The organism is Streptomyces aureus, from assembly GCF_000725495.1.
GTDB classification, from domain to species: Bacteria; Actinomycetota; Actinomycetes; order Streptomycetales; family Streptomycetaceae; genus Streptomyces; species Streptomyces aureus_B.
Map to the genome: position 1 here is coordinate 203,821 of NZ_JNZD01000008.1, position 13,033 is coordinate 216,853.

Below are 13,033 nucleotides of genomic sequence, written 5' to 3' on the forward strand. Positions count from 1 at the left end.
GCTTTCGTCAGCACCAGTACTTCCGCGCCGACGCGACCCGCGCCGGCACCAGAGCGTGGGGACCTCAGCGATGTTCATGTTCTTGTTCCTGGTCGTCGCCCTCGCCGTCGTGGTCGCCGCGGTGACCCTGTCCGTGGTGGGCGGCGGCGAGAGCGCGCCCCTCGCGGACGCCGATCCCGAGCGGCTCAGCGATCCGCTGCCGTACGACCGTCCGGTGCACAAGGCGGACGTGGACTCCCTGCGCTTCGCCGTCACCGTGCGCGGCTACCGCATGGCGGACGTCGACGACGCGCTCGGCCGTCTGGGCGCCGAGATCGGTGAGCGGGACGCCCGGATCGCCGACCTGGAGGCCGCGCTCGCGGGTGCCCGCGCGGCGCACGCCACGACCTCGCTGCGCAAGCACCCCGAGGACGAGCGGTGAGCGGGGCGCTGGCGGGACCCGACGGGGCGCTGCGCTGCCCCTGGGCGCTGTCCACCGAGGACTACGTGGCCTATCACGACGAGGAGTGGGGCCGGGCGGTCCACGGCGACGACGCCCTGTACGAACGGCTGTGTCTGGAGGCCTTCCAGTCCGGGCTGTCCTGGATCACCATCCTGCGCCGCCGCGCCGGGTTCCGGGCGGCCTTCGCGGACTTCGAGATCGCCAAGGTCGCGCTGTTCACCGAGGCCGACGAGGAGCGTCTGCTCGCCGATCCCGGGATCATCCGCAACGGCGCCAAGATCCGGGCGACCGTCGCCAACGCGCGCGTGCTGGCCGAATGGGCCCCGGGCGAGCTGGACGAACTCGTGTGGTCCTTCGCCCCCGACCACGCCACCCGGCCGGCCCCGGAGCGGCTCTCGGACGTGCCGGCCGTCACCGACGAGTCGACCGCGCTGTCCAAGGCGCTGAAGAAGCGCGGCATCCGGTTCGTGGGCCCGACGACGGCGTACGCCCTCATGCAGGCCTGCGGTCTGGTGAACGACCACCTGGCGGACTGCTCGGTGCGCGACGCGGGGTGACCGGGACGCCCCAGCGGCTCGGTGGGACCGCCGCCGGGGACCGCAGGACGGTTCCGTGACGCCGGGAGGAGACCCGGTTTCCGGCCGCGGGTCGCACGCGGCGCCCGCGGCCGGAAACCCGTGGGCTCAGTGCCCGAGGTACTTGGGCTTCTCCTTGTTCACGAACGCCTGGACCGCGATGGCGTGGTCCTCGGAGGCCCCGGCCCGTCCCTGGAGCTCGTCCTCCTTCTCGAGGGTCTCCTCCAGTGAGTGGGTGAGCCCGAACGCGACGGACTCCTTCAGCGCCGCGTAGGCCAGCGTGGGTCCGGAGGCCAGCGCCCGCGCCACCTTCTCCGCCTCGGAGCGCAGCTCGGCGGCCGGAACCAGCCGGTTCGCGATGCCCAGCTCGTACGCCTCCTGGGCGCTGATGCTGCGCGGGAAGAGCAGCAGGTCGGTGGCACGGCTCGGGCCGATCACCCGGGGCAGCGTCCAGGAGATGCCCGAGTCGGCGGTCAGCGCGACACCGGCGAAGGACGTGTTGAAGGCGGCCGTGTCGGCGACGACGCGGTAGTCGGCGGCGAGCGCGAAACCGAACCCGGCCCCGGCCGCGACGCCGTTGACCGCGGCCACCACGGGCTTCGCGGCTCCGGTCAGCGCCCGCACGATCGGGTTGTAGTGCTCGCGCACGGTCCTCATCGTCCCGCCCGAACCCGACTCCCGGTCGGCGGCCAGCAGCCCGATGTGCTCCTTGAGGTCCTGGCCCACGCAGAACGCCCGGTCACCGGCCGCGGTCAGCAGGATCGCCCGTACGGCGTCGTCCTCGGCGGCGGCCTGCGCGGCGTCCCGGAAGGCGACCTTGGTCTCGACGTTCATCGCGTTCATCGCCTCGGGGCGGTTCAGCGTGATCGTCGCGAGTCCGTCGCTCACCTCGTAGAGCACGGTGTCGGCCATGAGTGGGTCCCTTCCGGGGGTCGCGGCTCGACGTACCGGCCGGTACGTCCTGTGTCCGATGACAGCATGGCGGAGATCACCGGCGGTGGGCGCGGGGCATACATGTGACCTGCATCAAAGAAATCCACGCGCCGGACGTCGATGCGGTGGCGAAGTATCGCAGCCACATCCCCGAATTGGGTGGTTTTGCTCAAGCGCGTTGCGCAAGCGATGCCGACTGATGTTGGTCATCGGGTCCTGAGATGCGAGATAATGGCCTGGAAGCAATGTGTTCGATGCCGGTGACGTGTGTCCTATGAGGGGACGTGCGTGCCCTCCGAGGGGGCCGTCGGCGACGATGAGCTGGTTTCAGGAAGGGGAACGAGCATGGCGGCCATGAAGCCGCGGACGGGCGATGGCCCGCTCGAGGTGACCAAGGAGGGGCGGGGCATCGTCATGCGCGTTCCGCTCGAAGGCGGCGGTCGGCTCGTCGTCGAGCTGACCCCTGACGAGGCCGACGCGCTCGGCGACGCCCTCAAGAAGGTCGTCGGCTGACGCGGAACGCGACCCGAAACCCTTTCGGCTTCCCCGGCATCGCACTCGGTGCCGGGGAAGTCGTTTTTTCGGCTCCCGGTGCCTTCCGCGCCGACCGGACGGCAGGGGTCGGCGGCGGTGAACCGCCTGGTCAGGGGGCTCGGCGGGGTGCGGCCGGCCAGGGATCGGGGTGTGGACCGGACCGGTGGCGCGGGCGGGGGCGTCAGCGTTTGACCGCGCACAGCAGGCCGTCGCCCACCGGCAGCAGGGACGGCACCAGCTCCTGGCTCTCGCGCACCGCGCGCAGCAGCTCGCGCAGCCGGGCCACCTCGACCGGCTGCGGTCCCGAGTCCACCGTGCGGCCGTCCGCGAAGACGCCCTCGAACGCGACGAGCCCGCCCGGACGCAGCAGGCGCAACGATTCAGCGAGGTAGTCCAGGGACTCCAGCCGGTCGCCGTCGCAGAACACCAGGTCGTATCCGGCGTCCGCGAGCCGGGGCAGGACGTCCAGCGCGCGGCCGGGGATGAAGCGCGCGCGGTTGCTGGCGAACCCCGCCGCCCGGAAGGCCTGGCGGGCGAACTGCTGGCGCTCGGGCTCCGGGTCCACGGTGGTCAGTACCCCGTCCGGCCGCATGCCGTGCAGCAGATGAATTCCGGAGACGCCGGTCCCGGTACCGATCTCGGCGACCGCCTTGGCGTCCACCGTGGCGGCGAGCATGCGCAGCGCGGCGCCCGTGCCCGGCGTCACCGAGCGCAGGCCGGCCTCGTGGGCCCGGTCCCGGGCCCAGCGAAGCGCCTCGTCCTCGGCGACAAAGGCGTCGGCGAACGCCGCCCAGCCAGTCTGCCGGTTGCCGGTAATGACCCTCTCCTGTCCCCGTGATTGCCTGGGCGTGACTGTATCCGTTGGTGCTGGGAACCTGCGGATGGGACCGGGCGTTTAGAGGGGTGGGAGAACCGAGCGGGGGGAAGTCGATGGGCCGGTACACGGAGCGGGGGCGCGGGCGGACACCGGCGCACCCATATGAGCCCGTATCAAATTCGCGTAAAACCGCTTATCCGGAGCTAACGGGCGAGGTGGCTATGGTAGGGGCTCCACTGGACACCACCAGAGCCGACAGGGGAGGTGCGGCTGCGCCCGGTGATCGGGGAGGGGTGCTGAGGCGCCTGCTCAGATCGACGGGTGAGCCGAAATCCGTGACCGACAACGCCGACCAGCTCCCCGTTGCCTCCACGCAGACCGCGACGTTCGCCACCGATGCGGAGTCGCAGGCGTGGACTCCTCCCACCTGGGAGGAGATCGTCAGCACCCACAGCGGTCGCGTCTACCGTCTCGCCTACCGCCTCACGGGCAACCAGCACGACGCCGAGGACCTCACGCAGGAGGTCTTCGTCCGCGTCTTCCGCTCGCTGTCGACCTACACGCCCGGCACCTTCGAGGGCTGGCTCCACCGCATCACCACGAACCTCTTCCTCGACATGGTGCGGCGCAAGCAGCGCATCCGCTTCGACGCCCTCGGCGACGACGCGGCCGAGCGGCTGCCCAGCCGTGAGCCCTCCCCGCAGCAGGTCTTCAACGACGCGCACTTCGACGCGGACGTCCAGCAGGCGCTGGACACCCTCGCGCCCGAGTTCCGCGCCGCCGTCGTCCTGTGCGACATCGAGGGACTGTCCTACGAGGAGATCGCCGCGACCCTGGGCGTCAAGCTCGGCACGGTCCGCTCCCGGATCCACCGCGGCCGCTCCCAGCTGCGCAAGGCCCTGGCACACCGGTCCCCCGAGGCCCGCGCCGAGCGACGCTCGTTCGCGGCCCGGGTGCCCGTGCTGGGGGGAGGAGGCGCGACCGCGTGAGTGGAACCCGTCCCACCCCTGCCGAGCAGCACCTCGGAGACCGCCTTTCCGCCCTGGTGGACGGAGAGCTCGGGCATGAGTCGCGCGACCGCGTCCTGGCCCACCTCGCCACCTGCGCGAAGTGCAAGGCCGAGTGCGACGCCCAGCGCCGGCTGAAGAACGTCTTCGCGGAGATGGCCCCGCCGCCGCCCTCCGAGAGTTTCCTCGCCCGCCTTCAGGGCCTCCCCGGAGGAGGCGACTCCGAGAGCCCCCGGCTGAACGGAGGCGGCTTCGGCGGCGGACTGCCCGGCGGCCCCGGACTGCCCGGTGTCTTCGGAACCCGGGGCGAAACCTTCGGCTATGTGCCGGCCGGACCGCACGCGGACGTGCTGCCCCCCGCGCCGGGCCGCGGCTTCCGCATCCACGACGTCAGCCGTCACGAGGCCGAGCGGTCCGCCTCGCGCGGGCTGCGGTTCGCGTTCGTCGCCGCCGGCGCGGTGTCGCTCGCGGCCGTCGCGCTCGGCGGAGTGACCACCGGCATGCCCGGGGACACGGACGCACGCGGCGGAAGCAACGTGACCCCCTCCCGGACCCAGGGCTCGGGAACGGCCTCGACGCCCGAGTCGCAGCGCCGCCGGTCCAGCGGACCGCTGCTCGCCCAGGGCGAGCGGTCCCTCGGCCGCGGTCCGGTGGCCCCGACCGGGGTGTCCGCCCCGCTGCTGCCCGGAGTCCCCGCTCCGGCGGGCCGCGGGCAGGACGTCATGCACACGCTGACGACACCGGTGGTCGCCGGTGCCACGGCGACATCCCCGCTCATACGTCCGCTCACCGACGCCCGGCCGCTGTCGCTGACCCCCACCCCGGGACTGCTCGCGGCCCCGCACGTCACCGCGTCCCCCTCTTCGTCCCCCTCGGCCACACCTCGTAACGCCCACTGACACCGTCCTCTGCGCGGCGGCCCGTGAACCTGGTTGAATCCGGGGTGGGCCGCGTCCGCGGGAGGGTGCACGGGCGCGGGCGACACGTCCGTCACGGCCCTCGGCGCGTCGTGCCGCGGGCCAGGTGTGGGGAGAGCATGAACGAGGGCAGGCCCACGAAGGCGACATGGTGGAGTCGACGCCGGCCCGGGGGAATCCCGGCCCAGGGCGGTACGCCCTTCGACGCCCTGCCCGTCGCACCGCAACAGGAACCCGCCGGGCCGCCGGTGCCCGAGGCGTCCGAGCCCGGGCCGGCGCCCGAGTCCGCACCAGCCCCCGGGTCCGCACCAGCCCCCGGGTCCGCACCAGCCCCCGGGTCCGCACCAGCCCCCGGGTCCGCGCCCGGCTTCGTGCCTGTGCCCGAGTCCGAGGCGGTACCCGCGTCCGAGGCCCCCGCCGGTCCCGTCGGCCCTGCCACCCCGGCGGAAGACGGCGAGTCCGCCGAGTCCGTCCTGCCCCCGGAGTCCTCCGGGTCCGCCGAGGCGCCCGAACCCGTCGATGCCATCGATGCGCCCGAACCCGTCGACGCCGTCGAGGCCCCCATCCCCGACCCCTGGCGGAACTACGACCCCTGGGCGGCCGCGGCCGCGGTCCCGGGGCAGGAGGGGCACCTCCACCAGCAGGGCCCCCTCCAGCAGACCGGTGTCGCCGTGCTCACCGCCGCGCAGCGGCGCGGGCGGGCGAAGAAGATCCTGGTCTCCTGTGCCGTCGCGCTCGCCCTGGTGTCCGGGTGCGTGGGCGGTGTCGTGGGGGCGTATCTGGAACGGAACGGGGGCCTGACGGACATCGAGCTGCCCCAGGCCGCCAAGGAGGCCCCCGGGCGCGCCCCGGACAGCGTCGCCGGCATCGCGGCGCACGCGCTGCCCAGCGTCGTCACCCTGCATGTGCACGGGAGCGAGGAGGACGGCACCGGCACCGGGTTCGTCCTCGACGCCGAGGGCCACATCCTCACCAACAACCACGTGATCGCACCCGCCGGGGGCAGCGGCACGATAACCGTCACGTTCAGCGGCGGCCAGAGCGCGAAGGCCCGGGTCGTCGGACACGACGGCGGCTACGACCTCGCCGTGGTCAAGGTCTCGGGGGTCCGCGGGCTGGACCCGATGCCGCTGGGCAACTCCGACAGCGTCCAGGTCGGCGACCCCGTCGTCGCCATCGGCGCGCCCTTCGACCTCGCCAACACGGTCACCTCCGGGATCATCAGCGCCAAGGAGAGGCCCATCACCGCGGGCGGTGAGAAGGGCGACGGCACCGACGTCTCGTACGTGGACGCCCTGCAGACCGACGCCCCGATCAACCCGGGCAACTCGGGCGGGCCCCTGCTGGACTCCCGGGCCCGTGTCATCGGCATCAACAGCGCCATCCGCTCCGCCGACGGCGGCTCCGACCTGGAGACCGGCCAGGCCGGTTCCATCGGCCTCGGTTTCGCCATCCCCGTCAACCAGGCCAAGCGGGTCGCCGAGGAGCTCATCAACACCGGCAGGGCCACCCATCCCGTGATCGGTGTCACGCTCGACATGAACTACGCCGGTGACGGGGCCCGGGTGGGCACGAAGGCGGCCGGGGGCGGCTCGCCCGTCACGGCCGACGGGCCCGGCGCGAAGGCGGGCATCAGGGCCGGCGACGTGATCACCGAGATCGACGGCACCCGGGTCCACTCCGGTGAGGAACTCATCGTCAGGACGCGCGCCCACCGGCCCGGCGACCACCTGCGGCTGACGGTCAGACGAGGCGGCGCGAACCGCACGCTCACCCTGGTCCTCGGCTCGGCGGACGGCGACTGAGGGCCGCGGGAGCCGGCGCCCCGCGAGTGACACGAACCTCACAGTCGGGGCCGACGTCCCAGCTCCGGACGGCAAACATCGGGGAAAACCCGTGGTCCACACGAAGCCGGAGGGCCCTGGACAGTTCCGGACGGACAGGTACGCCGGGTACCGTTGGACGCGGCCCGGACCGCGGAAGATCCCCGAGGGCCGAGGACCAAGGGCATCGCGAGGAGCTATCAGGTGTTCAATGACGTAGGACCGCTCGAGCTGGTGACGCTGATCGTCCTTGCCGTGCTCGTGTTCGGTCCCGACAAGCTCCCGAAGATGATTCAGGACGTGTCGCGCACGATCCGCAAGATCCGCGAGTTCTCGGACAGCGCCAAGGCGGACATCCGCGGCGAACTCGGTCCGGAGTTCAAGGACTTCGAGTTCGAGGACCTGAACCCCAAGACGTTCATACGCAAGCAGCTGGACAACGACGAGCTGGGTCTCAAGGAGATCCGCAACGGCTTCGACCTGAAGAAGGAGATGGCCGACGTCACGGACGCGGTGAACGGCCGGGTGGCCGAGTCCTCCGCCTCCTCGTCCTCCTCCTCGTCGTCCGCTGCGGCCGGGACCTCGGGGGCCGCGGCCGGCGGCGCCGTCGACATGACGAAGAAGCCCGAGGCCGACGAGCGCCCGCCGTACGACGCCGACGCCACCTGATCCGTACGGAGTACCGCGGCGCGGCCCGTCCGACGGAACCGCCCGCGGCCCGGCGGCCGTGCCCCCGCCTCCGGCGGCACCCTGCCCCTGGCCGGGCCTGATCCGGCCCCGGAATTCCCCCGTCCGCGCGCCGTCGACGGGCCCCGCGCGGCCCGGGTAGGCCGTTCGCACGCCTTTCACGCCGGGCGCTTTCGACGGTGCTCGGAGCGGGGTGGCTATGCTGCCCAGTTGTTGTGCGGACCGACAAGGTCGCCCGAGGGGGGTGGGCCGCCCGGTCCGACGAGAGCGAGGAGGCGTCCGGCAGATGGAGACGACAAGTCGGGTAGGCGCGCAGGCGCCGGCCGCGGAGGGCGGACAACAGGTCCCCTCCGCCCGGCGTACGGTCGACGGCTACCTGCTGGCGCCCTTTCCCTGGTACGGCCTCGACGAGGCCTTCACGGGGCCGCGCTGGCTGATGCAGGTGGGCACCTCCGCGGAGGGCGTGGTCGAGCACGGTTCCGTCGGACACGGGGACGAGCCCTCGGTGCGCCCCGAGCCGGGCGAGGACAAGGAGCGGTTCGCGGTGGTCGTCACCGTCGCCGCCAACCCCGTACGGCGCAGCGCGGACGGCACGGGACTGCTGGAGGCCACCTCGGTGTCCTCGGCGGCCTGGCTGGCCGGGGTGGGGCTGCTGTCCTTCACCTGGCCGGGCCAGATGGACCACAGCCTGCGCGACGACTGGCTGGACCAGCAGACCGAGACCGCCTGGGTGCTGGCCGACGACCTGGACGGGCCGGACTGGTCCACGCTGTCGCTGCCCGTGGACGGCGTCCCGACGCCGTTCCACTACCGGGAGTCCGAGTTCGGCTGGGTGCTCGCCGGCTCGACCCAGGAAGGCGTCCACGTGGGCGCGTACGGGCGGGGGATGAGCGCGTACGGGCTCGGCTTCGCGATGATCAAGGACATCGCCGCCTACGACCGGTAGGGCCCCCTGGGCGGCCACGAGGGCACGGGGAGCCGCCACGGGCGCCCAGAGGCCGCTCAAGGGCCCTGGAAGGCCCTACGAGGAAGGGGGCGCCGTCCATACGGACGGCGCCCCCTTCCTCGTAGGGCCGATCACGGCGTTCCCGGAGCCTCCCGCGGGACGCTCCGGGATCCGGGACTCAGAACTTGTTGCGCGGGGTGATGCCCAGCGACATGCCCGACAGACCGCGCTGACGGCCGCCCAGCTTGCCCGCGATGGCGCGCAGGGCCGAGCCGGCGGGGGAGTCGGGGTCGGTCAGGACCACGGGCCTGCCCTCGTCGCCGCCCTCGCGCAGACGGACGTCGATCGGGATGGAGCCGAGGACCGGGACGGTCGCGCCGGTGGTGCGGGTCAGGCCGTCGGCGACCTTCTGGCCGCCGCCGGTGCCGAAGACGTCGACCATCTCGTCGCAGTGCGGGCACGGGAGCCCCGACATGTTCTCGACGACACCGACGATCTTCTGGTGCGTCTGCACGGCGATGGAGCCGGCCCGCTCGGCCACCTCGGCCGCCGCCTGCTGCGGGGTGGTGACGACGAGGATCTCGGCGTTCGGGACGAGCTGGGCGACGGAGATCGCGATGTCGCCGGTGCCCGGAGGGAGGTCCAGGAGCAGGACGTCCAGGTCGCCCCAGTACACGTCCGCGAGGAACTGCTGGAGCGCGCGGTGGAGCATCGGGCCGCGCCAGACGACCGGCGCGTTGCCCGGGGTGAACATGCCGATGGAGATGACCTTCACGCCGTTCGCGGACGGCGGCATGATCATGTTCTCGACCTGGGTCGGCCGGCCCTCCGCGCCGAGCATGCGCGGCACCGAGTGGCCGTAGATGTCGGCGTCCACGACACCGACCTTGAGCCCGTCCGCGGCCATCGCGGCCGCCAGGTTCACCGTGACCGAGGACTTGCCGACGCCGCCCTTGCCGGAGGCGACCGCGTACACCCGGGTGAGCGAGCCGGGCTTGGCGAAGGGCACCTCGCGCTCGGCGGTGCCGCCCTTCAGCGCGGTCGCCAGCTCACGGCGCTGTTCGTCGCTCATCACGTCGAGCTCGACGTCGACCCTCGTGACGCCCTCGACCCGCGAGACCGCCTCCGTCACCCGCTGGGTGATCGTGTCGCGCATCGGGCAGCCGGAGACCGTCAGGTACACGGCGACCGCGACCACGCCATCCGCGCCGATCTCCACCGATTTGACCATCCCCAGTTCGGTGATGGGTCGGTTGATCTCGGGGTCGTTCACCGTCGCCAGTGCCTCGCGCACCGCGTCTTCCGTAGCCATAGGGACGATGGTACGGCGCGACCCATGTGCCCCGGAAAGCCCTGTCACCGGTCGTCTACGTCACGTCCCTGCGACCGTTCCGCCGGGAATACGACCCGTCCGTCCCCGTGACCGTCGGGATACCGGTCCTCCAGCTCCTTGACCAGGTCCTGGAGCTCGTTGCGGATCCAGTCGCGGGTGGCGACCTCGCCGAGGCCCATCCGCAGCGCGGCGATCTCGCGGGTGAGGTACTCGGTGTCGGCGATGGACCGCTCGTTCTGCTTGCGGTCCTGTTCGAGGTTGACCCGGTCGCGGTCGTCCTGCCGGTTCTGCGCGAGCAGGATCAGCGGGGCCGCGTAGGAGGCCTGGAGCGACAGCATCAGGGTCAGGAAGATGAACGGGTAGTTGTCGAAGCGCAGGTGGCCCGGCGCGAAGATGTTCCAGACCACCCACACGATGATGACGACCGTCATCCAGACGATGAACCGTCCGGTGCCCAGGAAGCGGGCGATGCGCTCCGAGAGCCGCCCGAAGGCCTCGGGGTCCCACTCGGGCAGGAACCGGAGCCGCGGCGGCTTCGGCTGGTCGAGCCGGGTGCGCGGGCGGGAGGCCGCCGTCGCCCCCGTGGCGGCCCGCTCCCGGGCCTCACGGTCAGGCGCCATGGTGTCCCTCGCGGTGCTCCTCGTGCATGCTCTCGTGCACGCCCTCGTCGAGGTGGAACTCCGTCTCCCGCCAGTCCTCGGGCAGCATGTGGTCCAGTACGTCGTCCACGGTCACCGCACCGAGCAGCGAGCCGCTCTCGTCGACCACGGGCGCCGCGACCATGTCGTACGTCGCGAAGAACCCGGCGACCACCGGCAGCTCGTCCTCGGGGGCCAGCGGCTGGAGGTCGTCGTCGACCAGCGAGCCGACCAGGGTGGGCGGCGGATCGCGCAGCAGCCGCTGGAAGTGCACCGCCCCCAGGTACTTGCCGGTGGGCGTCTCGTCCGGCGGACGGCACACGTACACCTGGGCGGCGAGCGCGGGGGAGAGGTCGGGATTGCGGACCCGGGCGAGGGCGTCGGCCACGGTCGCGTCGGGCCGCAGCACGATCGGCTCGGTGGTCATGAGCCCGCCCGCCGTCCGTTCCGCGTACGCCATCAGCCGCCGCACGTCCGCCGCCTCGCCCGGCCGCATCAGTGTCAGCAGGCGCTCCACGTCCTCGGTGGGCAGCTCGGCCAGCAGGTCGGCCGCGTCGTCGGGGTCCATCGCCTCCAGGACGTCCGCGGCGCGCTCCTCCTTGAGCTTGCCGAGGATCTCGATCTGGTCGTCCTCGGGCAGCTCCTCCAGCACGTCGGCGAGGCGGTCGTCGTCGAGGGCGGCGGCCACCTCGCCGCGCCGCTTCGGCGACAGATGGTGCAGCACGTTCGCCAGGTCGGCGGGGCGCAGCTGCTCGAACGTGGCGAGCAGGCTCTCCGCGCCCTGTCCGTGCTCCTCGAGCGAGAAGCCGGTGACGGAGGACCAGTCGACCGTCATCGTCTCGCCCTTGGCTCGCCTAAAGGCCCCGGAGCGGCCCTTGCGCACGAAGACCCGGCCGATCTCCCACTCCCTGCGGGCCGGCAGCTGCTGGATCGACACGTCCAGGACCGTCACCTCCTCACCCGTCTCGACGAGGGTCACCAGCCGGTCGAGCAGCTCGCCGAAGACGAGCCGCTCGGTGGGCCGCTGCTCGAACCGGCGCACGTTCAGGACCCCGGTCGTGATGACCTGGCCGGACTCGATGCCGGTCACCCGGGTCATGGGCAGGAAGATCCGGCGGCGGGTGGACAGTTCGACGACGAGGCCGAGCATGCGCGGTGGCCGCCGCCCCACGCGCAGCATCGCGACGAGGTCCCGCACCCGGCCCACCTGGTCGCCGTTCGGGTCGAAGACGGCCACGCCGGACAGATGCGAGACGAAGATCCGGGGGGCGGCTGCGGCCATGCCCGCGCCTCCTTCGCTTCGATGCGTTCTGTACCGTTCTGTCCGCTCGGGTGGGCTTCAGGCTAGCCCGTCCCGGTCGGCTACGCCCTGGTGGGCGGTCCGGACGGACTGCCTCCGCCGGGCGGGTGCCGCACCGGTACGCTGCCGTACGCCGTTTGAGGACAGCGCACGAGAGGCAGCCCCACCTGTGACCGCAATTCCCCAGGGCCGTACCCGCAGAGCCGCGACGGTGGCCGCGATGTGCGCGCTGGCCGTGACCGGGACGGTGCTGACGGGGTGCGGCGACGGGGATCCGGACGCGGGCACGAACGGGGTCGGCAAGCTGTCCGCCGCGGCCATCCAGGCGAAGGCGAAGACGGCCGCGGAGAAGGCGTCGGCGGTGCGGCTGTCGGGGACCGTCGTCTCGGGCGGCACCACGTACACCCTCGACATGCGGCTCAAGGGCGACGGCGGCACCGGCTCGGTCACCTCGAAGGGGGCCGGGTTCCATCTGCTGCGGGTCGGCGAGCACCTCTTCCTGAAGGCCGACGCCGCGTTCTGGGCCCACGAGGACGGCAAGGGCGGCACGTCCGGGGACACCAAGGCGGCGGACAAGCTGGAGGGCATGTACGTGAAGGTGCCGGTCGGCGACCCCGCGTACAAGCGCTTCAGCGGCTTCACCGACAAGGACGTCCTGCTCGACGGGCTGCTCGCCCTGCACGGCTCCCTCGACAAGGACGGCCACCACGAGCAGTCCGGCGTGCCCACGATCCGCATCACCGGCGACAAGGGCTCGGGCGGCACCCTGGACGTCTCCCTGCGCGGCACCCCGTACCCGGTCCTGCTCGGGCGCGCGGGCAACGCCGGCACCCTGCGGCTGAGCGACTGGGGCAAGGACTTCAAGCTCGCGGAACCGGCCACGAAGGACACCGTGGACTACGGCCGGCAGCTCCCCTCGTCCTGAGCCGGCCCGACGGGTCCGGGTCTAGGGCCTGTCTGACAATTCCCGTCTGCCCGGCGGCGCCATGCACGCTCCCCCAAGCTCTTCGAGCAGGGGGTACCCCCACTCGCCGCACCGGCCCCAGACCCGAGTACGCCCAGTACGCAGGTCTGGGGCCGG

At 72.5% G+C, this 13,033-nt stretch carries 14 protein-coding genes; 9 read left to right on the forward strand and 5 right to left on the reverse strand.

Annotation, left to right across the window (positions count from 1 at the left end; genetic code table 11):
* Positions 1–70: 70 nt before the first annotated feature.
* Positions 71–421 (forward strand): DivIVA domain-containing protein, encoded by a 351-nt coding sequence (locus IO36_RS16630; protein WP_037620708.1) that lies wholly within the window; start codon positions 71–73, stop codon positions 419–421.
* Positions 418–999, forward strand: coding sequence for a DNA-3-methyladenine glycosylase I (locus IO36_RS16635; protein ID WP_037620709.1), 582 nt, complete (start codon positions 418–420; stop codon positions 997–999). The genes IO36_RS16630 and IO36_RS16635 overlap by 4 nt, the downstream gene beginning before the upstream one ends.
* 126 nt (positions 1,000–1,125) lie before the next feature.
* Here IO36_RS16635 and IO36_RS16640 read toward each other — a convergent pair whose 3' ends face one another.
* Complete coding sequence (locus IO36_RS16640) at positions 1,126–1,929, reverse strand: 2-cyclohexenylcarbonyl CoA isomerase (RefSeq protein ID WP_037620710.1); 804 nt, start codon at positions 1,927–1,929, stop codon at positions 1,126–1,128.
* A 366-nt stretch (positions 1,930–2,295) separates the two neighbouring features.
* On the opposite strand from IO36_RS16640, the gene IO36_RS44550 reads away from it, so the two are divergent.
* Positions 2,296–2,463 (forward strand): DUF3117 domain-containing protein, encoded by a 168-nt coding sequence (locus IO36_RS44550; RefSeq protein WP_003966491.1) that lies wholly within the window; start codon positions 2,296–2,298, stop codon positions 2,461–2,463.
* Between the two features lie 202 nt (positions 2,464–2,665).
* Here the strand turns inward: IO36_RS44550 and IO36_RS16645 are convergent, their stop codons facing one another.
* Positions 2,666–3,367, reverse strand: coding sequence for an O-methyltransferase (locus IO36_RS16645; protein WP_078943242.1), 702 nt, complete (start codon positions 3,365–3,367; stop codon positions 2,666–2,668).
* A 227-nt stretch (positions 3,368–3,594) separates the two neighbouring features.
* Here IO36_RS16645 and sigE point away from each other — a divergent pair, with 227 nt between their 5' ends.
* From sigE to IO36_RS16670, 5 genes are all read left to right on the forward strand, one after another.
* Entirely contained in the window at positions 3,595–4,290 is a 696-nt protein-coding gene (gene sigE / locus IO36_RS16650) for an RNA polymerase sigma factor SigE (protein ID WP_037620712.1), read from the forward strand.
* A complete protein-coding gene (locus IO36_RS16655) occupies positions 4,287–5,207 on the forward strand; it encodes an anti-sigma factor family protein (protein ID WP_037620713.1) in 921 nt (306 codons plus the stop codon). Before sigE ends, IO36_RS16655 begins: the two co-directional genes overlap by 4 nt.
* 395 nt (positions 5,208–5,602) lie before the next feature.
* Positions 5,603–7,030, forward strand: coding sequence for a S1C family serine protease (locus IO36_RS16660; RefSeq protein WP_425535538.1), 1,428 nt, complete (start codon positions 5,603–5,605; stop codon positions 7,028–7,030).
* Positions 7,031–7,252: 222 nt separating this feature from the next.
* A complete protein-coding gene (locus IO36_RS16665; protein ID WP_037620715.1) occupies positions 7,253–7,717 on the forward strand; it encodes a sec-independent translocase in 465 nt (154 codons plus the stop codon).
* A 304-nt stretch (positions 7,718–8,021) separates the two neighbouring features.
* Complete coding sequence (locus IO36_RS16670; RefSeq protein WP_037620716.1) at positions 8,022–8,681, forward strand: hypothetical protein; 660 nt, start codon at positions 8,022–8,024, stop codon at positions 8,679–8,681.
* Positions 8,682–8,859: 178 nt separating this feature from the next.
* On the opposite strand, the gene IO36_RS16675 is transcribed toward IO36_RS16670, so the two are convergent.
* The 3 genes from IO36_RS16675 to IO36_RS16685 are packed head-to-tail and all read right to left on the reverse strand — an operon-like array spanning position 8,860 to position 11,934.
* A complete protein-coding gene (locus tag IO36_RS16675; protein WP_037620717.1) occupies positions 8,860–9,993 on the reverse strand; it encodes an Mrp/NBP35 family ATP-binding protein in 1,134 nt (377 codons plus the stop codon).
* Between the two features lie 44 nt (positions 9,994–10,037).
* A complete protein-coding gene (locus tag IO36_RS16680; RefSeq protein WP_037620718.1) occupies positions 10,038–10,634 on the reverse strand; it encodes a DUF1003 domain-containing protein in 597 nt (198 codons plus the stop codon).
* The gene (locus tag IO36_RS16685; RefSeq protein ID WP_037620719.1) at positions 10,624–11,934 is read right to left on the reverse strand and encodes a magnesium transporter MgtE N-terminal domain-containing protein; all 1,311 of its coding nucleotides are present in this window, start codon (positions 11,932–11,934) and stop codon (positions 10,624–10,626) included. The genes IO36_RS16680 and IO36_RS16685 overlap by 11 nt, the downstream gene beginning before the upstream one ends.
* Positions 11,935–12,121: 187 nt before the next feature.
* On the opposite strand from IO36_RS16685, the gene IO36_RS16690 reads away from it, so the two are divergent.
* Positions 12,122–12,877, forward strand: a complete 756-nt coding sequence (locus tag IO36_RS16690; protein ID WP_078943243.1) for a hypothetical protein — start codon at positions 12,122–12,124, stop codon at positions 12,875–12,877.
* Positions 12,878–13,033: the final 156 nt, after the last annotated feature.